The sequence below is a fragment of the Leeuwenhoekiella blandensis MED217 genome (assembly GCF_000152985.1).
GTDB classification, from domain to species: domain Bacteria; phylum Bacteroidota; class Bacteroidia; order Flavobacteriales; family Flavobacteriaceae; genus Leeuwenhoekiella; species Leeuwenhoekiella blandensis.
Window position 1 is genome coordinate 813,057 of record NZ_CH672395.1, and the last position, 24,836, is coordinate 837,892.

18 protein-coding genes and 1 pseudogene are annotated in these 24,836 nt (G+C 39.9%); 11 read left to right on the plus strand and 8 right to left on the minus strand.

What is annotated here, in order from left to right; translation table 11 throughout:
• Positions 1-41 precede the first annotated feature (41 nt).
• The 7 genes from groL to miaB form a co-directional block, all read right to left on the minus strand.
• Entirely contained in the window at positions 42-1,685 is a 1,644-nt protein-coding gene (gene groL, locus MED217_RS03480; protein ID WP_009779093.1) for a chaperonin GroEL, read from the minus strand.
• Positions 1,686-1,752: 67 nt separating this feature from the next.
• Positions 1,753-2,028, minus strand: coding sequence for a co-chaperone GroES (locus tag MED217_RS03485; protein ID WP_009779094.1), 276 nt, complete (start codon positions 2,026-2,028; stop codon positions 1,753-1,755).
• Between the two features lie 146 nt (positions 2,029-2,174).
• Positions 2,175-2,522: a preprotein translocase subunit SecG gene (gene secG, locus MED217_RS03490; protein ID WP_009779095.1), complete on the minus strand. Its 348-nt coding sequence runs from the start codon at positions 2,520-2,522 to the stop codon at positions 2,175-2,177.
• Between the two features lie 54 nt (positions 2,523-2,576).
• The gene (locus MED217_RS03495; protein WP_009779096.1) at positions 2,577-3,521 is read right to left on the minus strand and encodes a hypothetical protein; all 945 of its coding nucleotides are present in this window, start codon (positions 3,519-3,521) and stop codon (positions 2,577-2,579) included.
• Between the two features lie 36 nt (positions 3,522-3,557).
• Positions 3,558-4,076 carry an LPS assembly lipoprotein LptE gene (gene lptE / locus MED217_RS03500; protein WP_009779097.1) on the minus strand — a complete coding sequence of 173 codons (519 nt, stop codon included), beginning with the start codon at positions 4,074-4,076 and terminating at the stop codon, positions 3,558-3,560.
• 50 nt (positions 4,077-4,126) lie between these two features.
• On the minus strand, positions 4,127-5,383 hold the full coding sequence (locus MED217_RS03505; protein ID WP_009779098.1) for a sigma-54 interaction domain-containing protein: 1,257 nt from the start codon (positions 5,381-5,383) through the stop codon (positions 4,127-4,129).
• Between the two features lie 10 nt (positions 5,384-5,393).
• Positions 5,394-6,839 (minus strand): tRNA (N6-isopentenyl adenosine(37)-C2)-methylthiotransferase MiaB, encoded by a 1,446-nt coding sequence (miaB, locus tag MED217_RS03510; protein ID WP_009779099.1) that lies wholly within the window; start codon positions 6,837-6,839, stop codon positions 5,394-5,396.
• Positions 6,840-7,104: 265 nt separating this feature from the next.
• Between miaB and topA the strand changes: the two genes are divergently transcribed.
• From topA to MED217_RS03545, 7 genes are all read left to right on the plus strand, one after another.
• Positions 7,105-9,615 (plus strand): type I DNA topoisomerase, encoded by a 2,511-nt coding sequence (gene topA, locus MED217_RS03515; protein ID WP_009779100.1) that lies wholly within the window; start codon positions 7,105-7,107, stop codon positions 9,613-9,615.
• Between the two features lie 3 nt (positions 9,616-9,618).
• Entirely contained in the window at positions 9,619-10,785 is a 1,167-nt protein-coding gene (locus MED217_RS03520; protein WP_009779101.1) for a formimidoylglutamase, read from the plus strand.
• Positions 10,786-10,892: 107 nt separating this feature from the next.
• On the plus strand, positions 10,893-12,266 hold the full coding sequence (porK, locus tag MED217_RS03525; protein ID WP_009779102.1) for a T9SS ring complex lipoprotein PorK/GldK: 1,374 nt from the start codon (positions 10,893-10,895) through the stop codon (positions 12,264-12,266).
• Between the two features lie 63 nt (positions 12,267-12,329).
• Positions 12,330-12,968, plus strand: a complete 639-nt coding sequence (porL, locus tag MED217_RS03530) for a type IX secretion system motor protein PorL/GldL (protein ID WP_009779103.1) — start codon at positions 12,330-12,332, stop codon at positions 12,966-12,968.
• Between the two features lie 50 nt (positions 12,969-13,018).
• Positions 13,019-14,551 carry a type IX secretion system motor protein PorM/GldM gene (porM, locus tag MED217_RS03535; protein WP_009779104.1) on the plus strand — a complete coding sequence of 511 codons (1,533 nt, stop codon included), beginning with the start codon at positions 13,019-13,021 and terminating at the stop codon, positions 14,549-14,551.
• Between the two features lie 13 nt (positions 14,552-14,564).
• Positions 14,565-15,455, plus strand: coding sequence for a type IX secretion system ring subunit PorN/GldN (gene porN / locus MED217_RS03540; RefSeq protein WP_009779105.1), 891 nt, complete (start codon positions 14,565-14,567; stop codon positions 15,453-15,455).
• A 161-nt stretch (positions 15,456-15,616) separates the two neighbouring features.
• Positions 15,617-16,672 carry an NAD(P)/FAD-dependent oxidoreductase gene (locus tag MED217_RS03545; protein WP_009779106.1) on the plus strand — a complete coding sequence of 352 codons (1,056 nt, stop codon included), beginning with the start codon at positions 15,617-15,619 and terminating at the stop codon, positions 16,670-16,672.
• Here the strand turns inward: MED217_RS03545 and MED217_RS03550 are convergent.
• Complete coding sequence (locus MED217_RS03550) at positions 16,669-17,064, minus strand: DUF983 domain-containing protein (protein ID WP_040532560.1); 396 nt, start codon at positions 17,062-17,064, stop codon at positions 16,669-16,671. The genes MED217_RS03545 and MED217_RS03550 overlap by 4 nt on opposite strands.
• A 118-nt stretch (positions 17,065-17,182) precedes the next feature.
• Here MED217_RS03550 and MED217_RS03555 point away from each other — a divergent pair, with 118 nt between their 5' ends.
• From MED217_RS03555 to MED217_RS03570, 4 genes and pseudogenes are all read left to right on the plus strand, one after another.
• A complete protein-coding gene (locus tag MED217_RS03555; RefSeq protein WP_009779108.1) occupies positions 17,183-19,093 on the plus strand; it encodes an ABC-F family ATP-binding cassette domain-containing protein in 1,911 nt (636 codons plus the stop codon).
• A gap of 87 nt (positions 19,094-19,180) precedes the next feature.
• Entirely contained in the window at positions 19,181-20,311 is a 1,131-nt protein-coding gene (locus MED217_RS03560; protein WP_009779109.1) for an efflux RND transporter periplasmic adaptor subunit, read from the plus strand.
• Positions 20,312-20,315: 4 nt separating this feature from the next.
• Positions 20,316-23,512, plus strand: a pseudogene (locus MED217_RS03565) (efflux RND transporter permease subunit).
• Positions 23,499-24,836, plus strand: coding sequence for a TolC family protein (locus MED217_RS03570; protein ID WP_009779112.1), 1,338 nt, complete (start codon positions 23,499-23,501; stop codon positions 24,834-24,836). Before MED217_RS03565 ends, MED217_RS03570 begins: the two are co-directional and overlap by 14 nt.

A 24,836-nucleotide genomic window follows, 5' to 3' on the forward strand; every position in this document is an offset into this window, starting at 1 on the left:
AGGGATTTTTGCTTTATAAGGTTTGCCTGTTCGGCATGTACTTACATCATACCTGGCATACCGCCGCCCATTCCGCCTGGCATTGCAGCACCGCCGCCGCCATTCTCTTCAGGAATATCGGTTAATGCACATTCGGTAGTTAAGATCATTCCAGAAACTGATGCTGCATTTTCTAATGCTACACGCGTTACTTTCTTAGGATCAATGATACCTTCAGCAAGCATATTTACATAACGATCTGTTTTAGCGTCGTATCCGTAATCTTCATCGCCTTCAATTACTTTAGCGATTACTACAGATCCTTCACCACCAGCGTTTGCAACAATCGTGCGTAATGGAGATTCGATTGCTTTTGCTACGATTTTTACACCGGTAGCTTCATCAGCATTTAGAGATTCTAAGCTTTCTAAAACGCGCTTAGCACGTACTAAAGCTACACCACCACCAGCTACGATACCTTCTTCTACAGCTGCACGTGTTGCGTGAAGTGCATCGTCTACGCGGTCTTTCTTTTCTTTCATTTCAACTTCAGAAGCAGCACCAACATAAAGTACAGCTACACCACCTGCTAATTTAGCAAGACGCTCTTGAAGTTTTTCTTTATCATAGTCGCTGGTTGTAGTTTCAATTTGCGCTTTGATTTGATTTACGCGCGCTTTGATATCATCGCTGCTACCAGAACCATTTACGATTGTAGTGTTGTCTTTATCGATAGTTACATTCTCTGCAGTACCTAACATATCGATAGTTGCGTTATCTAATGAGAAGCCACGCTCTTCGCTGATTACAGTACCGCCAGTTAAGATCGCAATATCTTCTAGCATCGCTTTACGACGATCGCCAAAACCAGGAGCTTTTACCGCTGCGATTTTAAGCGCGCCTCTTAGTTTGTTTACTACTAAAGTAGCTAGTGCTTCACCGTCTACATCTTCTGCGATGATCAACAAAGGCTTACCAGATTGAGCAACTGGCTCAAGAACTGGTAATAAATCTTTCATTGAAGAAATTTTCTTGTCGAATAACAAGATGTATGGATTCTCCAATTCTGTTTGCATTTTCTCGCTATCTGTAACGAAGTATGGAGATAAATATCCGCGGTCAAACTGCATACCTTCAACAACGTCAACGTAAGTTTCGGTACCTTTTGCTTCTTCAACAGTGATCACGCCTTCTTTACCAACTTTACCAAATGCTTCAGCGATAAGTTCGCCAATTACATCATCGTTGTTAGCTGAGATTGCTGCAACTTGTTTAATTTTTTCTGAAGAGCTTCCTACTTCTTTAGTTTGCTTTTCAAGATCTTTTGTGATCGCTTCAACTGCTTTGTCAATCCCGCGTTTTAAATCCATTGGGTTTGCGCCTGCAGCAACGTTTTTAAGACCTTCCTGTACTATTGCCTGAGCAAGTACAGTTGCAGTGGTAGTACCGTCACCGGCAAGATCATTGGTTTTAGAAGCAACTTCTTTTACCATTTGAGCTCCCATATTTTCAAGAGCATCTTGCAATTCGATCTCTTTTGCTACCGAAACACCATCTTTAGTTACTTGTGGTCCACCAAAAGATTTGCTAATGATCACATTACGACCTTTAGGTCCTAGCGTTACTTTTACTGCGTTTGCGAGCGCGTCTACACCGCGCTTGATGCCATCTCTTGCAGAGATGTCAAAGGTTATATCTTTTGCCATTTTTTGAGTTTTTAAATTTTCGCGGCTGCGAAAAATAGCGTGTTGTTATTAAAGTTAAATAGAAGAATTATAAGATTGTGCCTAAAATATCCTCAACTTTCAATATGAGATATTCAATGCCATCCTGATTATACGGAGTGCCAGAGAATTTGCCATAAACTACCATATCTCCTTCTTTAAAAGAAGCTTGATCTTCTTTAGCATCCCCAACAGCAACAACTTTACCTTGTTGAGGTTTTTCTTTTGCTGTGTCAGGAATATAGAGTCCTGAAGCTGTCTTGGTTTCAGCGGCCTTAGGCTCAATTAAAACCATTCCCTGGTTGGGTTTAAAATTTACTCCCATTTTTAATATAAATTTTTAGTTAACAATTTTCTTAGTTGTGCTGCTGTATAGTCAGAAATTATGCCATCAAAATTTCACTGACAAAACGGCAAAAAAAAGACCGCTATATTGCGGTCTTTTTAAATTGTATATGTCTAAACTGTCATTTAGTTTGTAGTGCTGTCTGCAGCCGGAGCCATATCAGCCGGTGCTGCATCTTGAACAGGCATAATGTTTTCTACATCTTCACCGTCAATCAATTTAGATTCGGTGTTTGCAGAGCGTCCGCCAAAAATAGTCACATTAGAGATCAAAATTAGGATCAATAATGCAGTAGCTAAGCCCCAAGTACTTTTGTCTAAGAAATCGCCGGTCTTTTTAACACCACCAATTTGCTGAGAACCGCCTCCTCCAAAAGAAGAAGAAAGACCACCACCTTTTGGGTTTTGAACCATAATTACAACAATAAGTAAGAAGGCTACAATTACGATTAAAACTAAAAATATAAAAAACATAGTTTTGACTTTATAATATGCGGTTTGAAGCTATGGCTTTTGCCGCTAAGTTGTTTATTTATTTTCTTGCAATTTTTCTATTGCCCGAATTTGGTCTGCAAAGAAACCACTTTTTTCCGGATATTTCAAACTTAAAATTCTATAAGCTTGTTTGGCTTTTGAAAAGTTTTTTTGCTCTACATAAACACGAGCCAAAGTCTCCGTCATTAGGCTATCACTGGGTTGAAAGCGATCTTCTAAATTGGGCTTTTTGAAATTGCTGTCAGGAGTGCTCACTTTTATCTTAGGATTACTCTCAATAAATTTATCGATGAGCTCTAATCTGCGAGCGCGTTCGGGATCCTGATCTACCTCAATAGAAGGGATCGTAGTTTCTAATTCTAGAGGCGTTTCAGAAGCTGTTTCTTCAATTATAGTATTTTCTGAAGACGCCTCGGTTTTATCAGAAGCAGAAGCTGAAATTGTTTCTTTCACTTCTTTTGAACGATCGATTTTATTAAAAGCCGTTAGCTTGAGCCATTCGCTAAAGGAATGCGTTTCCGCTTTATTGAAATCTAGCGGTTTGCCTAGTTGGAGCTGTTCTTCAGGTTGTGTTTCTTCAGATGCTTCTTTGCGAACGAAAAACTCCGGGTCCAAAACGCGATTGGCCTTTTGTAGTTCTTCGGCTTCCATTTCAGAAGAAACATCTACAAACTCGTGAACCGGCATATTGCGCAAGTGATCTTCCTGAGCTTTTATCTGAGCGCTTATCGCGGTCTGATTGAAAATTTCAGAAGTGATAAAATCAAAAAGAACGGTGCGGTCTTGGGTGTGTGCAGCTGTTTTTTTGAGATAGGTGTTGTACAGAAAACTATCTTCATTCTTTAAACCTTTGAGGTGCAAAGCGCGCGCAGCCTGAAAAAACGGAAACTCCTCAACAACAGTTCTGAGCTGCGTTGTTTCCTCTGAAGTTATCTTGTCAGGGTGTTCTAAAAGATATGTGAGTGTTTCTGTATTCATATACTCGATCTACGAGAATTTAGTGTACTCTTAAGCTTACCAGTTTGCCAGTGATTCTTGAAAAATATCCTGAGTAATGCGCTCAAATATTTCTTCGATAGCTCCATCAAGTACTGCACCTACCGGTTGTGCGGTGCCGGGAATATCTACAAAAAATGAAAAGCGTTTCTCAAAATCCTGACTTCCGTCTTCGACAGATTTATTGGTGAATCTACAAAGGATCACAATGGTTAATCGGGTTTGCGCGGCGACATTGTCTGAAGTTGCTGTTTGTGGAGCAAAATAGTAATCAATGATTTCACCTTCATAAATCAGATCTGCGCTCTCTGCTGTAGTCGCCAGGTTTAAGCTGGTCTGGTTTTGTACAAGATCTGAAAGTGCAAAAGAGAAATCACGGTCGATACCCGGCTCAACGATAGGAGCGTTATTTTGAAAATAGCGCACATAAAACGATTCTGCATTACCAATATCTACACCGGTAAAAGAGTAGGTGATGCCGCAGCTGTTAAAGCATAGGAGGCTTAAAAAAAGAAATGCGACTTGTAGTTTTTTCATAAAAGTTGAACTTCGTTATGGTGCTATAACGCGCGATGTTGTGAAATCGTTTATAGATCGTATTGTTTGATTTTGCGATACAGCGTACGCTCGCTGATCCCAAGTTCTTTTGCCGCAGCTTTGCGTTTGCCGTTATGGCGCTCCAAAGATTTTTCGATCAGTTCGAGTTCTTTTTCTTGAAGTGAAAGGGTTTCTTCTTCCTCTACATCTTCAGCAAAGTGATATTTGTCTTTCATTGGCGCACTTACCACCGATTCTTCAGGAAGCTGAAGCACTTCGGTAATATCTTCGGCGCTTTCATAAGCATCGGTGTCGTCTTCGCTATAAATCTTTTTGATCAACGATTTGTTCTCCTCTTGAACGGTGGCGTTGTTTCCGTTCTCCATCAATTCAAGCGTAAGTTTTTTAAGATCGTTCAAGTCGCTTTTCATATCAAAAAGCACTTTGTAAAGAATCTCGCGCTCGCTGCTAAAATCGCTTTCACTCTTTTTGTTTTGTCCTACAACAGCAGGAAGATTAGCCCCTGTATCAGGTAAATAAGCTCTTAATTTTTCTGCAGAAATACTTCTGTTTTGTTCTAATACCGAAATTTGCTCGGCAACATTACGTAGCTGTCTAATATTTCCTGACCAGCGATACTTCAGTAAATTTTGAACAGCATCTTCTTCTAACCGAATCGTTGGCATCTTGTATTTTGTAGCAAAATCTGAAGCGAATTTTCTAAATAGAAGATGAATATCGTTTTTACGATCGCGCAACGGAGGCAGGTTAATTTCTACTGTGCTCAATCTATAATAAAGGTCTTCTCTAAAACGCTCGTTTTTTATTGCTTCAAACATCTTTACGTTGGTGGCCGCAACGATGCGTACATCTGTCTTTTGGGTTTTAGACGAACCTACTTTTAGAAACTCGCCGTTTTCTAAAACGCGTAATAGGCGTACTTGTGTAGGTAAAGGCAATTCGCCTACTTCGTCTAAAAAGATGGTTCCGCCGTCTGCTTCTTCAAAATAACCGCTACGCGTAGATGTTGCGCCGGTAAAAGCACCTTTCTCGTGACCAAAAAGTTCACTATCAATCGTTCCTTCAGGAATCGCACCACAGTTTACGGCTATATATTTATTGTGCTTGCGGTGAGATAACGAGTGAATAATGCGCGGAATACTTTCTTTTCCTACACCGCTTTCACCGGTTACTAAAACCGAAATATCGGTAGGAGCAACTTGAATTGCTTTTTCAATCGATCTGTTGAGTTTTGGGTCATCTCCAATAATCCCAAAACGCTGTTTAATTGCGTGAACTGATTCCATTTAAAATCGATTAATTATTTTCTGAATATCCAACAGCTTTGCCTAAAAGTGTGGTGCTGGTGCAATCTAAAATTTCAACATTTACAAAATCACCAACTTTATAGTGTTCTTTTGGGAACACCACTACGGTGTTTTGAGAATTACGGCCAGCCCATTCTGCGTCACTCTTTTTTGAGGCTTTCTCGATAAGCACTTCGACGGTCTTGCCTACTTGTTTTTGGGTGTTATATAAAGAGTGCTCTTGTTGCAACGCGATCACTTCAGCAAGACGGCGTTTTTTTACATCTAATGGAATGTCGTCTTCAAGTTTACGTGCGGCTAAAGTTCCCGGGCGTTCACTATATGCAAACATAAAACCGAAGTCATATTTTACATATTCCATCAAACTTAAGGTGTCTTGATGATCTTCTTCAGTTTCTGTAGGGAAACCGGTGATCATATCTTGAGAAATAGCACAATCTGGCATAATCTCACGAATGTTGTCGATAAGCTCAAAATATTCTTGACGGGTATGCAGGCGGTTCATTTCCTTTAAAATACGATCGCTACCACTTTGAACCGGTAGGTGAATGTATTTACAGATATTAGGATATTTTGCCATAGTTCTAATCACATCAAGCGTCATATCTTGAGGGTTAGAAGTAGAGAAACGTATGCGCATTTTGGGTTGAGCTTCTGCAACAAGACTTAATAAGCCGGCAAAATTCACTGCTGTGGCTTTTGCCATATCGCTGGCTTTTTCAAAATCTTTTTTAAGACCACCGCCGTACCAAAGGTAACTGTCAACATTTTGCCCAAGAAGCGTAACTTCTTTAAAGCCTTTTGCTGCAAGATCATTCACTTCTTCAACAATACTCTGAGGATCTCTACTGCGTTCGCGACCGCGTGTAAAAGGAACTACGCAAAACGTACACATATTATCACAACCTCTGGTGATGCTCACAAAGGCGGTCACCCCGTTGCTTTGGAGGCGTACCGGTGCGATATCTCCATACGTCTCTTCTTTAGAAAGAATAACATTTATCGCATCGCGACCTTCTTCAACTTCGCCTAGTAGATTAGGTAAATCTTTATAAGCGTCTGGTCCTACAACCAGGTCAACGATTTTTTCTTCCTCTAAGAATTTGCTTTTTAAACGCTCAGCCATACAGCCTAAGACACCAACTTTCATCGTTGGGTTGTCCTTTTTTACGGCGTTGTATTTTTCTAAGCGTTTGCGCACCGTTTGCTCGGCTTTATCTCGAATCGAACAGGTGTTAACCAGAACCAAATCTGCATCTTCAAGTTGCTGCGTGGTGTTGTAGCCTTCCTTAGCCAAAATAGAAGCGACGATCTCACTGTCGCTAAAATTCATTTGGCAACCGTAACTTTCAATAAATAATTTTTTGCTGTTAGCGGCTTGAGGTTCTAGAACCAGTGCTTCACCTTGTTTGTTTTCGTCAATGATCTTCTCCATAATACGTACTGCTACCTAAAAATAGTGGGCAAAGATACGATTAACAAAAGTTGTGACAAAGTGTCATTTGGTTGAAATTGAAAAAAGAAAAATTACAATTTTGAGGTGTTTATCGGTGTGGTATGCGCTGCCTTATTTATAGGTATACGTGTGATTTCAATACCGAATAATAAAATTTCTACTACTTTTGCCAATCTAAAGTCAGAAAAAATGTAGACTTGTGCAGTCTTTATCGTTTTAATGACAAATTTTTGAAAAGAGCATTATGGCAAAAAATCTGGTAATTGTTGAGTCACCTGCAAAGGCAAAAACTATAGAAAAGTTTCTTGGTAAGGAATTTAAGGTAGAAAGTAGTTTTGGTCATATTGCAGATTTGCCAACAAAAGAACTCGGAGTTGATGTAGATGGTGATTTTTCGCCAAAGTATACGGTAAATAAGGATAAGAAATCGGTTGTAAAAAAGCTGAAGGATTTAGCAAACAAAGCAGAGACCGTTTGGCTGGCGAGTGATGAGGACCGGGAAGGAGAAGCGATCGCCTGGCACCTTGCTGAAGAGTTGAAACTTGATAAAGATAAGACCAAACGTATCGTCTTTTCAGAAATTACCAAAAAAGCCATTCTACGAGCGATCGAAAATCCTCGTGATATAGATTATAACTTGGTCAACGCGCAACAGGCACGTCGTGTTCTGGATCGTTTAGTAGGTTATGAGATTTCTCCGGTTCTTTGGAGAAAAGTAAAAGGCGGACTCAGTGCGGGTAGAGTGCAGTCGGTTTCTGTGCGTCTTATAGTAGAGCGTGAGCGAGAAATTCAAGCCTTCAATACCGAAGACTATTTTAGAGTAGATGCAGAATTTGCAAATGCCGATGGTAAAACGCTAAAAGCAAAACTTCCGAAGAATTTAGATACTAAAAAAGAGGCAGAAGATTTTCTTCAGGCAAATTCGGATGCTACCTTTACGGTAGAAGCACTAACCACTAAGCCGGCTAAGAAGAATCCGGCACCGCCGTTTACGACTTCAACCTTACAGCAGGAAGCAGCGCGTAAATTATATTTTTCGGTAAGTAAGACCATGAATATGGCGCAACGTTTATATGAAGCGGGTCTTATAACGTATATGAGAACCGATAGTGTAAACCTTTCTCAGGATGCTAAACAAGGTGCGGCAAACGAGATTGTTTCTGCTTACGGCGAAAAATACCATAAAGAGCGTAATTATAAAGGAAAGAGTAAAGGAGCGCAAGAAGCTCACGAAGCGATACGCCCAACAGATTTTAGTCGTCATACCGTAAATATGGAGCGCGATCAAGCGCGTTTGTACGAATTGATCTGGAAACGAGCAATCGCTTCGCAAATGAGTGAAGCTAAATTAGAACGTACAAATGTTCAAATCGCTTCTTCAAACCATCCTTCTAATTTTACAGCAAACGGAGAGGTGATCAAGTTTGATGGTTTCTTAAAAGTATATCTTGAAGGAACTGATGATGAAGATCAAGAAGAAAGCGGAATTCTTCCTCCGTTAAAAGAAGGAGAGACGCTTAATAATCTTTGGATCACGGCGACAGAACGTTTTACAAGAGCGCCTTACCGTTATACGGAAGCTTCTCTGGTTAAAAAATTAGAAGAGCTCGGTATTGGTAGACCGTCTACCTACGCGCCTACAATTACCACGATTCAGAATAGAAAATATATAGAGAAAGGGAATGTTGAAGGAACTGAGCGTGAGTATGATCTATTAACGCTCAAAAAAGGTCAGATCAAAGCCAAAAAGCTTACCGAAAAAGTAGGTTCAGATAAAGGGAAGTTGGTTCCTACTGATGTTGGGATGGTTGTAAATGACTTTTTGGTGAATCATTTTGAGAACATTCTTGATTACAATTTTACAGCTAAAGTTGAGGAGAATTTTGACGAGATCGCTGAAGGGAATGAGGAGTGGACCAAAATGATGAAGGACTTTTATAAAGACTTTCATCCTCACGTAAAAGATGTTGCTGAGAATGCCGAACGTGAAGTTGGAGAGCGTGTTTTGGGTACCGATCCTAAAACCGGAAAGCCGGTGAGTGTACGCTTAGGTAAATACGGTGCGATGGTGCAAATAGGTTCTGTTGAAGACGAAGAAAAGCCGCAATTTGCCGGATTACTTCCAGATCAGCAATTAGAAAGTATCACCTTTGAGGAGGCGATGGATTTGTTTAAGCTTCCTAAAGATTTAGGTGAGTTTGAAGGCGAACCTGTTCAGGTAAATAATGGACGTTTTGGTCCTTATGTGAAATTTGGTAAAACCTATGTTTCGCTTCCAAAAGGAAGAGATCCGTTGGAGGTTGAGTATGATGAGGCGGTAAAATATATCAAGGAAAAGCAAAAAGCTGATGCGCCAATTTATCATTACGAAGATAAGCCGGTTCAAAAAGGTGTAGGGCGTTTTGGTCCTTATATAAAATGGAACAGTATGTTTATCAATGTCAATAAAAAGTATGACTTTGATAATTTGTCTGATGAAGATATTGTTCAGCTTATTGAAGATAAAAAGCAGAAAGAAAAAGATAAAGTTATTCACGACTTTAAAGAAGAAGGAATTCGTGTTGAAAAGGCACGTTGGGGGCGCTCTAATATTATAAAAGGTAAGGTGAAGATCGAATTGCCTAAAACTGTTGATGCTCAAAAACTAACACTAGAAGAGGTTAAGGATATTTTAGAAAAGCAAGGGCCAAAACCTAAAAAGAAAGCGACCAAGAAAAAGACTACGCGTAAAAAATCAACAGCTAAAAAGAAGTAATGCATGGCTTTTGAAAACTTGATCCCAATTTCAGATGCTGTTGTGGCTCATGCAGCTTTATTCAATGAGCAAAGTCTTTTTAATCAAATTAAATTGCATACCCGGCAAAATGGAATGCCTGAACTTCAGGAGCTTCAAATTGCTATTATAGGTGTGCGCGAAAATCGGGGCGCAAGCGAGCAGGAAGATGCTTTGATTGATTTCGCTCCTATACGTAAAGCTTTATATCGATTATTTCCTGGCAATTGGCATACGCTTATTGGTGATTTAGGTGATTTAGAGCCTGGTGCGTCGCTTTCAGATACGTTTTATGCGCTTCAAGATATCGTGGGGCAGTTAGTCAAACATAATGTCATCCCTCTTATTATAGGCGGGAGTCAGGATTTGACCTACGCGTTGTATCGTGCTTTTGATAATCTGGATCAGATGGTCAATTTGGTGAATGTAGACAGCTGCTTTGATTTGGGTGATAGCAGTTTGCCAATGACGCATAAATCGTTTGTAGGTAAGATCATCGTAGATCAGCCTTACAACCTGTTTAACTATTCTAATGTAGGTTTTCAGACGTATTACAACAGTCAGGAAGAAATCGATTTGATGGAAAAGCTTTATTTTGACGCTTTTCGTCTGGGTAATACCGTCTCCAATTTAAGCAGTGTAGAGCCGGTAATGCGCGATGCAGATGTGGTGAGTTTTGACCTCTCATCAATGCAAAGTGAAGTGCTTGGGTATATGCATCCTGAGCACGTGAATGGTTTTACAGGACGAGAAGCTTGTGCAATTGCACGTTATGCTGGTCTTAGTGATCGCGTGAGTGTTTTTGGGATATTTGAGTATTTACTATCGGGAAAAACAGAGACTGCATCGGCTCTTGTGGCACAATTAATATGGTATTTTATTGAAGGTGTAAATTACAGGATAGAAGAATCTTTAGCAGACCGAGGAACAGCATTTTTGCATTATAATGTGCCGGTTGAAGATGAGGTTTTAAGCTTTTATAAGAGTACAAAATCAGAACGCTGGTGGATAGAGATTCCTTTCTTAGAGGGAGTTAATAATAAATTAAAGCGACATACGTTATTACCTTGCACGCAAGAAGATTATGAGAATGCTTGTAATCAGGAGATTCCCGAGCGTTGGTATAAGGCAAAACGAAAGAACGAAGTTTAACAAATAAAAAATTCTGGGTTTGAATGTTATTTTTATCAAAAAATTGCTTTTTAGCTTTTTTATAGATAGGTTTACTGTCTCAAATCTAGATTTAACCTAATCTACTTATGAAGAAGTTTATTGCATTTATTGCGATGGTAAGCTTATTGGTGAGTTGTGGTCGTAACGACCGTGGCGAGCTTGTTGGAGTGAAAGGCAAAAAATGGAATCCTGAAAAACCCTACGGAATGACTTTAGTTTCTGGTGGGGCTTTTATCATGGGTAAAAGTGATGATGATATCGCCGCCATCAAAGATGCGCCAACTAAAACGGTTACTGTACGTTCTTTTTATATGGACGAAACCGAAATTACCAACTCAGAATACCGTCAATTTGTTAAATGGGTACGTGACTCAGTAATTCGTGCACGTCTTGCCATAGAAGCTGACCTTATGGGAGAAACTCCAGGGTCTGGTGGGATTGGTGAGTTTGCGTTTCAGGATTATGATCCTGATGATATGACTCCTTATGAGCAATATATGTACGATAACTACTATAGTCTAAGTGATGATTATAGTGATCGTAAGTTGAATTGGGATGTCGATCTTTTTGAAGATCCTATGGATTATCCTGACGAATACTACGTTTCTGTAATGGATACGATGTACATTCCATTAGAAGAAGCTTATAACGGTCAGCGTACGGTTGATGTGGAGAAGCTTGTGTTCAAATACAAGTATCTCGATATGGAAGCAGCCGCTCGCGAGAAAAATGGTTCGCGTAGAGATTTTATTAGAACTGAAGAGACTAAGATTTATCCTGATACCACGGTATGGATTAAAGATTTTGCTTATTCGTACAATGAGCCGATGCATAATGATTACTTCTGGCATAGTGCTTACGACGATTATCCTGTTGTGGGGGTGAGCTGGCAGCAGGCAAAGGCATTCTGTCAATGGCGTACAGACAACAAAAACTCATATAAAAAGCAAAGAGGTCAAGAGCTTGTGAACCGTTTTAGACTTCCTAGTGAAGCCGAGTGGGAATATGCTGCGCGTGGTGGTTTAGAAGGAGCAACCTATCCTTGGGGTGGCCCTTATACCAAAAATGATCGTGGTTGTTTTATGGCAAACTTTAAGCCTTTGCGTGGTGATTATGCTGCAGATCAGGCGCTTTATACCGTTGAGGCCGATTCTTATGAGCCTAATGATTATGATTTATACAATATGGCGGGTAATGTTTCAGAATGGGTAGGTTCATCATATGATCCTAATGCTTATGAATACATTTCTACAATGAACCCTAACGTAAGTGACAGTAAGAACGAGCGTAAGGTTGTTCGTGGTGGCTCTTGGAAAGATGTGGCATACCTTATTCAAGTAAGTACCCGTGATTATGAATATGCAGATTCTGCACGTAGTTATATTGGTTTTAGAACCGTACAAGACTACTTAGGAGTAGAACAGGACGTCAATATGAGAAATGGTCCATCTCGTCGTTAACCTCTAATATATTTCCCCAAATATATCTTAACCTAATTTCACTAAACAAAAAATCTATTTAAAATGGCAAAAAAAGGAAAACTTTCAGTGACTAACATGATTTACGGTCTAGGAGCGGCAGTAGTAATTGTAGGTGCACTATTTAAAATTCAACACTGGCCTTTTGGTTCAGAAATTCTTACCCTAGGAATGGTTGTTGAAGCTTTGGTTTTCGGTTATTCAGCATTTGAGAGACCATCACAAGAATTAGATTGGTCTTTGGTTTATCCTGAGCTTGCAGGTGATAGCCCGGCGGTTGTAAAGCCTAAAAAACAAGAAGAGCTTACCGAAACAAAAGGTTTGCTTTCAGAAAAATTAGATGCGATGCTTAAAGATGCGCGTATTGACTCTGAGTTGATGACAAGTTTAAGTACAAGCATTAGAAGCTTTGAAGGGGCGGCAAAAGGAATGGCGCCTACTGCAGAAGCAATGAACTCAACTAAAAAGTACAGCCAAGAGATGTCTCTTGCAGCTGCACAATTAGAATCTCTAAACAGTCTTTACAAAGTGCAGGTTGAAGCTGCAGGGCGTCAGGCTGAGGTTAACAAGGAGGTTGCTGATAATGCCGGAAAGCTTAAAGAGCAAATGGAGAGTCTGGCAACAAATCTTTCTTCTCTTAATGGTGTTTATGGCGGAATGCTTTCTGCAATGAATAAGCGCTAACTGAATTCTTTTAAACTAAATATTAAATAATTCAGTAGAAAAAATACATTATGGCAGGAGGAACACAGTCGCCAAGACAGAAAATGATCAATCTCATGTACCTTGTATTTATCGCAATGATCGCGATGACTACAGACAAAGAGATTTTAAATGCTTTTAAAATATTTGACGTAAAATTCACCAGTTCTAATACACGTTTAGAACAAGAGAATGAATTGGCAATGGCCGGCTTAGAAGAGAAGGCTGTTGAGCAACCGGCAAAATATGAGCCTTTGCTGAGTAAGGCAGAGCGTGTAAAGCAAGTTTCAGATGACTTTTACAGTTATTTAGGAAACATTAAAGACACTTTAACCGAAGGTGTCGACACCAGCAGTTATGCAAATCTTGATAAAACGGCAGTTCTTGATGAACGCTGGTTTACAGGAGATCGTTATACAAAGAAAGGAGAGGCTTTCTTAGCTAAAATTGACGAGTATAAGGCAGAGATGAAAGACGCACTTGGGCCAGAATTTAGCCAAGTGAATGCAATTATTGAAAGAACCTTTGCAGTAGAGCCGCAAACCAACAAAGACGGTAAAGAGATCGCTTGGTTGCGTTATAACTTTGAAGGTTATCCATTAGCAGCATCCATCACACGTTTTACACAAATGCAAAATGATGTGCGTACGGCTGAGTCAGAAGTGTACTCATCTTTATTACAAGGGCAGTTGAGTAAGGATGTGTCTTTAAGTAACTATCAAGCTATTGTTATTCCAGACAAAACAGCTTTCTTTTCAGGAGAAAATTTTAAAGGAAAAGTTGTTTTAGGACGTTTTGATAACTCGCTTAATTTTGACAAAGTAATCATAAACGGAACTGAGGTAGATAACTTGCAAGCTGGTCAGGTAGTATTAGATTTTCCGGCAGGAAATGTTGGTACGCGTAAGATTAGTGGTGAGCTTGTTTATACTGAAGAAGGAGAGCCAAAATCAATTCCTATCAACAGTGAATACGCAGTAATCAACAAACCAAACTCAGCAACTATTTCTGCAGATAAAATGAATGTGGTGTACCGTGGAGTTGCAAACCCTATGACCATTAGTTTTGCGGGAGTTGCAGATAACAATGTTACTGCAAGTGCTCCGGGTCTTTCTAGAGCTTCAGGAAGTAGCTATGTTATGAATCCAGGGCAAGGGCGTGAAGTAACCATTAATGTTTCAGGAACTTTGGCTGACGGAACTAAAGTGAGCGACTCAAAGCAATTCCGTATTAAAGATATTCCAAGTCCAATCGGAGCTGTTCGTGGAGAAGATGGAATACTAAAAATGCAACGTAATTCGTTAGAGATATCAGAAGTAAGTGCAAAATTGCCTGACTTTGATTTTGAATTGAATCTGCGAGTAACCGGATTTAAATTCAACGTGCCGGGACAGCCTACCGTTCAAGTGAGTGGTAATAAGCTTGATTCTCGAGCGAAAGATGTACTACGTAGAGCACAGCGTGGTTCTACAGTGCAAATATTTGACATTGATGCTCAGATTGCAGGAAACAGCAGTTACCGACTTAAAAAGGTATCACCTGTATTAATTGAGCTCACTAATTAAAAGATTAAGAGGTATGAAAAGCCAGATGCAAGCGTTAAGTGTTTTTTGTTTGATGATGTTGGGTACGGCCGTAATGGCACAAACCAATATTCTCAATGCAAAAATGCCTGGTGAAATGTTTGAGAAGACCGAAAGCCAGAAGCAGCTAGACAATGATAAACCATTACCATACGGTTATGTAGATAGCCGTGATGTGCTATGGGGTAAAAATACTTGGGAGATCGTAGATCTTGATGAGCGTGTCAATTTCCCGCTGTACTATCCTATAGATACAAACAATATTGGTTCAGATCGTAGATCGCTTTATGATGTTTTGGTTAAAAATGTTAAAGCAGGTAAGCTTGATATTTATGCAGATTCATACTTTAATCAAAAAATTGAATTAAGCGATATTGCTGCAGCAATGTCACGTGTTGATACCACAGATTTAGGTATCGAGCAAATCAATGCAGGTTATGAAGTCGATGAGCAATACATTGACCGTAGAGATATCTCTGCTGCTGATATTGAACAATATTGGATACGTGGTTATTGGTACTTTGATAAGCGACAGGGAGAATTAAAATATCGTCTGATTGGTTTAGCTCCGGTTGCACCAGATGTTAACTTTATCGATGATGAAGATCCTGTAATGGTGCCACTTTTTTGGGTTTGGTATCCTACCGCACGTGATATTTTACACGAGGCTAAGGTGTTTAACCCACAGAACTCTGCACAACCGATCTCTTTTGATCATATCTTGAATTCTCGACGTTTTAATGGCGTTATTTATCAGGTTGATAATATTCAAGGAGATCGTGAGGTTAAAGAGTATATCGCAGATAATGCGATGATGCAGTTGCTCGAATCACAACGTATCAAAGAACAAATACGCAACTTTGAAATTGATATGTGGAATTATTAAGTTCAAGTTCGCTAAAAACTACTTAATGGTAAGCCCAAGAAGCATTCGTTAGAGACGAATTTTCAAATTCACGGCTAGCCTAGGTTATTGAGCCTTTGGCGATGCCAATAAATTAAAACGCCTTTTTTTAAAGGCGTTTTTTTATACCCTATTTTTGCTGAATGAAAGAAGTAGATTATATCGTAGTGGGTTTTGGTTTAGCTGGAATGGCGTTCTGTGAGCAGCTCGAGCGCAATGGACACAGCTTTGTTGTGATCGATAAGCAAACCGAAGCTGCTAGTAGAGTCGCTGCAGGATTGATCAATCCTGTGATCTTGAAACGCTATACGATGCCGTGGCAAGGAGAAGAGCAATTTGATTTGGCTAAAGCCTTTTTTAAACGTTTACAAAATCGATTAGAAGTTGAGGCGATTCAGGAAATCCCCGTTTATAAATTATTTGCTTCAGTAGAAGATCAAAACAATTGGTTTGAAGCTTCAGACAAACCTGTGCTTTCGCGTTTTTTAGACGCCACTTTAAAGACCGATGTTTCTTCAGCTGTTGATGCTCGACTACATTGCGGTGAGGTCAAAGAAACAATCAGAATACACCTTTCAAAACTCTTAGATGCTTATCGAGTCAAGCTCCAAGAAAAGGGGCGATACTTGAACGAATCTTTTGAACACGATGCTCTGGTTTTTGATTCAGAAAGCGCAATCACCTATCAAACTTTAAAAGCAAAGCGCATTCTTTTTGCTGAAGGTTTCGGTATAAAGAAAAACCCTTTTTTAAATAAGCTTCCGCTGGTGGGAAATAAAGGTGAATATATCACCATCGCTGCTCCTGACCTTCAAATGACTAAGGCCTTAAAATCTTCCTTTTTTATTATTCCGCTGGGCGATGATTTGTATAAAGTGGGAGCAACCTTTAATTGGCTGGAAAAAGATTGTATTCCCACATCAGCTGCCCGAGAGGAACTTGTACAGAAGCTAGAAGCGGTAATTAATTGTGATTATAAAATAATGGATCAAGAAGCGGCGGTACGTCCTACTACAGGTGATAGAAGACCCTTGCTAGGCGTGCATCCTGAGTATCCTCAGTTGGCGCTTCTCAATGGTCTGGGAACGCGTGGTACCATGATGGCTCCTTATCTTGCAGAGCAGCTTTATAAACATTTGGAGTATAATGAACCTTTAGATTCAGATGCTCAAATTTTACGCTTTCCAAAGAAATTTTAAGAGGTCTTTTCAGCTTTCTGAACGTCGTAATCAAAAAAGAAATTGATCCAGATATTTCTACTCAAGCGCATAATTATGGGTGCAAAAACAAAAAGCGTCCCAATGATCGCGACAAAAGCGGTGACCAAGCTAGACCCTAAAAAATAATAGGAAATGATAAATGCTGCAACCGCAAAAGCGATTCCCACAGCATAACTCACATACATTGCTCCGTAGAAAAACGAGGGCTCAATTTTGTACTTTGTGTCACAGTGTGAGCAGCGTTCGTGCATTTTGAGGGTATCAGAAAGTTTGTACGGATTGCTTTCTACATACATACTTTCTTTTTGGCAAACGGGGCAGCTGCCCGTAAAAATGCTGTATAAAGGATTCCCTTGGAGGATTTTTTTCATAAAGCAAAGTTACTTGATTTCTTCTGAAATCTAAGTAACTCTTGTTACCTAAAGCATTTAATTTAATCCTTTAAAGTCTCTTATTTAATGATAACTTTGCGCCTTAAAATTATGCAAGATGCTTAACATACATAACCTTTCTGTTTCTTTTCAGGGAGAATATTTATTTGAAGAAGTAACCTTTAGGCTAGGGGAAGGAGATCGAGTAGGTCTAGTAGGGAAAAACGGAGCAGGAAAGTCAACGATGTTGCGCATTATTTCTCAAGAGCAGGAATATGACACCGGGCAAATTGCAACCGATAAGGATATTGAAATAGGCTTCTTAAAACAGGATATTGATTTTGTTGAAGGACGCACCGTTCTTGAAGAGTCTTATCAAGCTTTTGAGTTGATCAAAAAACTAGAAAAGCGCCTGGAAGAGATCAATACACAGCTAGCAGAACGTACCGATTATGAAAGTGAGTTTTATCACGATTTGATGGTAGAGCTTAATGAGGTGCAGCAGCAATATGAGATTCACGGTGGATATAACTACCAGGGAGAGACCGAGCGTATCTTAATGGGCTTAGGTTTTAACCGGGAAGATTTTAATAAAATCACAGATACTTTTTCCGGTGGATGGCGTATGCGTATTGAGTTGGCAAAATTACTGCTTCAAAATAATGATGTGTTACTGCTGGATGAGCCTACAAACCACTTGGATATTGAATCGATAATCTGGCTTGAAGGCTTTTTACGCAATTATGCCGGGGCAGTGGTTATTGTGTCGCACGATAGAATGTTCTTAGACAATGTAACCAATCGTACCATTGAGATTTCCCTTGGGAAGATCTACGATTACCCCAAGCCTTATTCAGAATATTTGGTGTTGCGTAAAGAAATGCGTGAGCAACAAATGGCAGCGCAAAAGAATCAGCAAAAAGAGATCGAGCAAACTGAAAAGTTGATCGAGAAATTTAGAGCCAAAGCATCTAAAGCGACGATGGCGCAGTCGTTGATCAAGAAGCTCAACCGTATGGATGTGATAGAAGTTGATGAGGATGATAACAGTGTGATGACGCTTAATTTTCCGGTTTCTATTGTGCCGGGAAAAGTGGTGATCGAAGCAGAAGATGTTAAGAAAAGTTACGGTGAGAAAAAGGTTTTAGAAGGAATCGACTTACTCGTAGAGCGCGATAGTAAAACTGCTTTTGTTGGACAAAACGGTCAGGGGAAATCTACATTAGCAAAAATTATTGTAGATGAGATTTCTTATGAAGGTAAGCTGAAGCTAGGGCATAACGTTCAAATTGGTTATTTCGCCCAAAATCAAGCCGATCACCTTGATGGAAACAAGACCGTATTAGATACGATGATCGATGCTGCAAATGAAAAGAACAGAAGTAAGGTGCGTGATATTCTAGGCTCCTTCTTATTTCGAGGCGAAGAAGTTGAGAAGTACGTGCGTGTACTTTCGGGAGGGGAGCGCAACCGCTTGGCTTTAGCAAAATTGATGCTTCAGCCGTTTAATGTTTTGGTAATGGATGAGCCTACAAACCACCTGGATATCAAATCTAAGAATGTACTTAAAGAAGCTTTGAAACGCTTTGAAGGTACCCTACTTATCGTATCGCACGATAGGGATTTTCTTCAAGGGCTTACTACAACTGTATATGAGTTTAGAGATCATCAGATCAAAGAATATCTGGGAGATATTGATTATTATCTAGAAAAACGCGCTGTTGAGAATTTACGTGAAATCGAAAAGAAGGATCCTAAGGTAAAATCGAAAACCACTACGGCTACCAAAGATTCGTATAAAGACCAGAAAAAGATAAAGTCTTTAAATAATCAACTAAGTAATATAGAATCTGAGGTGAACAAGCTGGAGCGCCAAATGAAAACTATGGACGATGAACTGGCTGCCGACTATGAGAAGACCAGTGCTAATCCTGAGTTTTTTGATAAATACCAAGCTAAAAAGAAAAAGGTAGAGCAACTCATGGAAAAATGGGAGGCATTATCTTTAGAATTAGAAGACTACAGTTAGCAGTATTTTTATGTTTTTTTTAACTTATCGAGAAGAATAGACGGGTATTTTTGTCAATAGTTAATTTTTTCATAAAAAGTTCTTTACATGCTCACAGCTGTACGCTCTATTCTAGCTATCCTGATTTTGGGTATAGCGGTTACCATTGGGTATTTTATCGCAACGCGCGATAAGGAAATACCAACTGAAATTGCCAAAGAGGTAAAAACGGTTTTTGTTCAAGAGGTAGTCAACGACACAGTCCCTATTATCATTCCTGCAAACGGAAACCTTACTGCAAAAAACAGGTTAGAGTTATATGCTGAAGTACAAGGTGTTTTTAGAAGCAGTGCACACGATTTTAAGCCGGGCCAGCCCTACAGTAGAGGACAAGTTTTGCTTAACCTTGATTCTTCAGAATATTATGCTTCGGTGCAGGCTGCAAAAAGTGAGTTGTACAATTTAATTACTTCCATAATGCCGGATTTGCGTTTGGATTATCCGGAGTATTTTGAAAAATGGCAAACTTATTTAGATGGTTTTGACATCAATAAAAGCACGCCGCAACTTCCGGAAACCGCTTCGGAAAAGGAGCGCTATTTTATAACCGGTCGTGGTATTTTCTCTTCGTATTATAACGTGAAAAATCTGGAACAACGTCTAGGAAAGTATCGCATTGTAGCACCATTTTCCGGGATATTAACAGAAGCTTTGGTCAATAAAGGAACTTTAGTACGCTCAGGGCAAAAGCTGGGGGAATTTATAGATACATCGGTTTACGAACTGGAAGTAGCCGTAAGTAAACGTTTTGGCGACCTGTTAGAGTTAGGTGAAGAGGTGATGCTCTCAGACCGTAATGATATAGAGCAATTTACCGGAAAGGTAGTGCGCATCAATGGCCGCGTAGATCAGGCTACACAGACCATTCGGGTTTTTATAGAAGTTAAAGGTTCAGATAAGCTCAAAGAAGGCATGTATTTGCAAGCAAATCTTGAGGCTAGAGATGAGCCTAATGCGATTAGTATTCCGCGTCAATTACTCGTAGACAATTCACAAATCTACGTAGTACGTGATAGCATTTTGGATTTGGTAGAAATCAATCCGGTTTACTTTTCAGATAAAGAAGCTGTGATAAGCGGTTTGCCTGACGGTACGCAATACCTGTCAAAATCTGTTCCCGGAGCTTATGCCGGAATGCGCGTGAAGATTTTTGAAGATCAACAAGAATCAACACAGTAGGTTTATGAAAAAAATTATAAGCTACTTCATTAAGTATAGTGTTGCCGTAAATGTGGTGATACTGGCTTTCGTCATTTTTGGGATCATTGGTATTCTAAGAATGCGTTCGTCGTTCTTTCCACTTATAGACTCACAAATCATTACCATAAGTGTTGCTTATCCGGGTGCTGCACCTCAGGAAATTGAAGAAGGGGTGATCCTAAAAATTGAAGACAACCTCAAAGGCCTCGTTGGGATAGAACGTGTGACTTCAACTTCACGCGAAAACGGCGGAAGCGTAACAGTAGAGATTGAACAAGGAGAGGATATCAACGTGATTCTTGCCGAAGTTAAAAATGCGGTCGATCGCGTTCCCAGCTTTCCTACCGGTATGGAACCGCTCGTGGTGGCCAAGCAGGAAGCCATTAGACAAACCATCAGTTTTGCGATAAGTGGCGAAACCTTAGATCTTGCCACGCTGAAGCAAATCGCGCGGTCTATTGAATATGATCTTCGGGCAATGGACGGGATCTCTCAAATTGAAATTACCGGTTTCCCTGAAGAGGAAATAGAAATTGCAGTACGTGAAAACGACCTGCTTGCTTATGGTCTAACCTTTCAGGAAGTTGCACAAGCCGTATCCAGAGCCAATATTCTCACCACCGGTGGAAATATTAAAACCGAAACCGAGGATTATCTCATACGCGCAAATAACCGCGCGTATTATGGTAAAGAACTTACCAATCTAATTGTTCGTGCAAACCCTGATGGTTCGCTTATACGCTTAAGCGATGTGGCGGTAATAAGAGATCGTTTTTCTGAAACGCCTAACGCATCCTACTTTAATGGGAATCTTGCAGTAAACGTAGAAATTAGCAATACCAATAACGAAGATCTATTACCTACCGCAGCTAAGGTTAAAGATTATATAGAAGACTTTAATAAGCGTTATGATGCCGTTCAGATCGATATTACTTCAGATTCTTCGATACGTTTAGAGCAGCGTACGCAGTTGTTAGTGGTAAATGGAGCAGAAGGTATCTTACTGGTATTACTCTTTTTGTCTTTCTTCTTAAATACGCGATTGGCATTTTGGGTAGCTGCGGGGATTCCGGTAGCGTTTTTAGGAATGTTCATATTTGCAGGAGGCTTTGGTGTTACGATAAACGTGCTTTCCCTTTTTGGGATGATCATCGTGATAGGTATTCTGGTAGACGACGGTATCGTGATCTCAGAGAATATTTATCAGCATTATGAGATGGGAAAAACGCCAATTCGTGCCGCAATTGATGGTACGATGGAAGTTATTCCGCCAATTATCTCTGCAATCATACAACGGTTCTGGCCTTTTCAACTTTCTTGTTTTTAGACAGTAGAATAGGAGAATTCTTTGGCGAAGTCTCCACGGTGGTGATTCTTACTTTGGTGGTTTCGCTGGTAGAAGCCTTGATCATTTTGCCGGCGCATATTGCACATAGTAAAGCCTTGGTGAATGAGTCTGATGAAGCTGTTGCCTCCAAAACGGGCATTGATAAATTCTTATATAAACTGCGCTTTTTTAATGAAAAGGGTGATCAATTCATGTCTTACATGCGGGATAAGCTATATACGCCAACACTCAAGTTTGTATTAAAAAATCAATTGCTTTCGCTATGTGTGCTTTTAGCGCTTTTTGTACTTACGATAAGTTCTATAATGGGTAGCGTGGTAGGCGTAACTATATTCCCCAACGTGGCTAGTGATACGGTTTCTATTGAATTGCTGATGCCGGAAGGAACAAACCCTGAGCGTACCGATAGTATAATCACTATGGTAGAAGATGCGGCCTGGGTAGTGAATGAAGATTTCACTTCGCGTCAAACCGATGAAATGCAGGTTATTGAAAACATTATCAAGCGTGTAGGACCTGGGAATAATAAGGCTTCTTTACGTATCAACCTCCTGCCGGGAGAGTTTAGAGATTTTTCCTCGCCAGAAATTACCAATGCGATACGAGATGAAGTTGGTGGTGTTTTTGGTGTAGAACGCCTCACGTTTGGTTCTGGTGGTAATTTTGGTGGAAGTCCGATCTCTATTTCTTTATTGGGTAATAATACCGAAGAATTAGAAGCTGCTAAAGAGGAGTTAAGAGCCAAACTGGAAGATAATATTTTACTACGAGATGTTGTAGATACCGATCCTGAAGGGATAAAGGAAATTCAAATTGAGCTGAAAGAAACCGCATATTCCTTAGGTCTTAACCTGAACAGTGTGATGGCACAAGTGCGTAGCGGATTTTTTGGTACACAGGCGCAGCGTTTTCAGCGTGGACAAGATGAGATTCGAGTTTGGGTGCGCTATGATCGCAGCGACCGTAGCAGCCTAAATGATCTTGATGATATGCGCATCGTTACGCCTTCAGGAGATCGAATTCCGCTGCGCGAAATTGCAACTTATACCATTTCACGTGGAGACGAATCTATAAGTCATTTAGAAGGACAGCGTGAGATTCAAGTCAACGCAGATATGGCAGATCCTAACGGAAGTGTAACCGATATTATGGCCGATATTCAGCAGAATATTATGCCAGATATTTTATCAAAATATCAAACACTTTCAGTCTCTTATGAAGGTCAAAATCGAGAAGCTGAAAAATTAAGCAGTTCTGCAAATAAAGTGGTTTGGGTGATTTTGTTCTTGATCTACGCGACCATCGCTTTTACCTTCCGTAGTTATAGTCAGCCGTTTTTACTGTTGTTTATGATACCTTTCAGCATTATTGGTGTCGCTTGGGGGCATTATTTTCACGGATTCCCAATCAACGTGCTTTCAGCATTAGGGATTATTGCATTAATCGGTATTATGGTTAACGACGGACTGGTGCTTATAGGTAAATTAAACGGATCGTTAAAAGCAGGAGTTAAGTTTGAAGAAGCACTTATGGATGCCGGTAAATCGCGTTTTAGAGCAATTTTCTTAACGAGTATCACAACCATTGCAGGTCTTGCTCCATTATTGCTTGAAAAGAGTAGACAGGCGCAGTTTTTAAAGCCTATGGCGATCTCTATTTCTTACGGAATTGGGATAGCGACAATACTTACTTTATTGATGTTGCCGTTGCTTTTATCAATTTCCAATACCATTAAAACCAAAGCAGCTTGGGTAAAAACTGGTAAGGAGCCTTCTCGTGAAGATGTTGAGCGCGCAATTAAAGAATTAAAAGAAGAAGATGAAGCTCACTAGTATACAATTTTTAGTAGTCGGTGTATTTGTGCTGATGCTGCCTTTTTGCGCTACAGCTCAGGAAGAAGTGCTCTCCAAGTCTGAGGCGATCGCACTTACTCTGGAGAATAATTACAATATTGCTGTTGCCGGTAATACGGTGGAAATCGCAGAAAATAATGCAGATTTATTGAATTCTAATTACTTGCCTAGCATCTTTGGTCTTGCCGGCGCAAATTACAGTGTTCAAGATCAACAGACAGATAGGGACGATGGACAATCTTTTGAATTGAATGATGCCAGATCAGAAAGTTACAATGCTTCATTAAATCTGGAGTATACCCTTTTTGATGGTTTAGGAAGATTGTACAATTATAAAAGTCTAAAAGAGAATTACAACCTTTCAAAATTAGAGGCAAGAGAAACTATAGAGAATACGGTTTTACAATTATTCTCTGTGTATTATGAGGTTGCACGTCTTACCGAAAATGTTGAGATCCTAGAGCAAACGCTTGAGATCTCGAGAAATAGAGTTAAACGAGCCGGATATCAGTTTGATTACGGCCAAAACACAAAGCTAGAGGTGCTTAATGCTGAAGTTGATGTGACCAATGACAGTATTAATTTGATGAACACCCGCCAACTTTTGCAAAACACAAAGCGCGATCTTAATGTGGTGCTCGCCAGAAATTTGCAAGCAGGATTTGCAGTAGATACCAATGTGACGTTTATTCCAAAAATTCAATTGGAGTCTTATATTGATCTCGCTCAGGAAAATAATGTGCGCATCTTACAAAGCGAATCAGCAATCACGCTGAGCGAATATGATATACAATCTTCTAAGGCGCGTTTTTTACCTACGGTGGGACTTTCGGGCTCTTATGGTTGGAATGAGTCGATCTCTCCGGCTTCTGCTTTCTTTGGCGGTAGTACACGGCAAACTACAGGATGGCAAGGCGGATTAAGCTTACGCTGGAATCTTTTTGACGGTGGTACTAGCATAACGCAGTTTAAGAATGCAAAAATAGCCAAGGATAATCAAGAATTATTGAAGCAACAAATTGAACTTGAGGTGGAGCGCGACATTGCAAATGCACTCGGTAATTATGAGAATCTTGTCGACGTTTTTGAAATTCAAGAGCAAAATGTGATCACCAATAAAAACAACTTTGAACGTTCAAAAGAGCGCTTCAATCTGGGGCAAATCACTTCGATAGAGTTTAGGCAGGCGCAGATCAATCTCATCAATGCGCAAACCAACAAAAACCTGGCGAAGTACGAAGCGAAGTTTGCAGAGCTTCAGCTTTTGCAGCAAATAGGCCAGTTGCTTAATATCGAATTTTAA

Bases quoted from the DNA above. Each gene is read 5' to 3' on its own strand.
- groL (WP_009779093.1), bottom strand. From the start codon at position 1,685: ATGGCAAAAGATATAACCTTTGACATCTCTGCAAGAGATGGCATCAAG.
- MED217_RS03485 (WP_009779094.1), bottom strand. From the start codon at position 2,028: ATGGGAGTAAATTTTAAACCCAACCAGGGAATGGTTTTAATTGAGCCT.
- secG (WP_009779095.1), bottom strand. From the start codon at position 2,522: ATGTTTTTTATATTTTTAGTTTTAATCGTAATTGTAGCCTTCTTACTT.
- MED217_RS03495 (WP_009779096.1), bottom strand. From the start codon at position 3,521: ATGAATACAGAAACACTCACATATCTTTTAGAACACCCTGACAAGATA.
- lptE (WP_009779097.1), bottom strand. From the start codon at position 4,076: ATGAAAAAACTACAAGTCGCATTTCTTTTTTTAAGCCTCCTATGCTTT.
- MED217_RS03505 (WP_009779098.1), bottom strand. From the start codon at position 5,383: ATGGAATCAGTTCACGCAATTAAACAGCGTTTTGGGATTATTGGAGAT.
- miaB (WP_009779099.1), bottom strand. From the start codon at position 6,839: ATGGAGAAGATCATTGACGAAAACAAACAAGGTGAAGCACTGGTTCTA.
- topA (WP_009779100.1), top strand. From the start codon at position 7,105: ATGGCAAAAAATCTGGTAATTGTTGAGTCACCTGCAAAGGCAAAAACT.
- MED217_RS03520 (WP_009779101.1), top strand. From the start codon at position 9,619: ATGGCTTTTGAAAACTTGATCCCAATTTCAGATGCTGTTGTGGCTCAT.
- porK (WP_009779102.1), top strand. From the start codon at position 10,893: ATGAAGAAGTTTATTGCATTTATTGCGATGGTAAGCTTATTGGTGAGT.
- porL (WP_009779103.1), top strand. From the start codon at position 12,330: ATGGCAAAAAAAGGAAAACTTTCAGTGACTAACATGATTTACGGTCTA.
- porM (WP_009779104.1), top strand. From the start codon at position 13,019: ATGGCAGGAGGAACACAGTCGCCAAGACAGAAAATGATCAATCTCATG.
- porN (WP_009779105.1), top strand. From the start codon at position 14,565: ATGAAAAGCCAGATGCAAGCGTTAAGTGTTTTTTGTTTGATGATGTTG.
- MED217_RS03545 (WP_009779106.1), top strand. From the start codon at position 15,617: ATGAAAGAAGTAGATTATATCGTAGTGGGTTTTGGTTTAGCTGGAATG.
- MED217_RS03550 (WP_040532560.1), bottom strand. From the start codon at position 17,064: ATGAAAAAAATCCTCCAAGGGAATCCTTTATACAGCATTTTTACGGGC.
- MED217_RS03555 (WP_009779108.1), top strand. From the start codon at position 17,183: ATGCTTAACATACATAACCTTTCTGTTTCTTTTCAGGGAGAATATTTA.
- MED217_RS03560 (WP_009779109.1), top strand. From the start codon at position 19,181: ATGCTCACAGCTGTACGCTCTATTCTAGCTATCCTGATTTTGGGTATA.
- MED217_RS03570 (WP_009779112.1), top strand. From the start codon at position 23,499: ATGAAGCTCACTAGTATACAATTTTTAGTAGTCGGTGTATTTGTGCTG.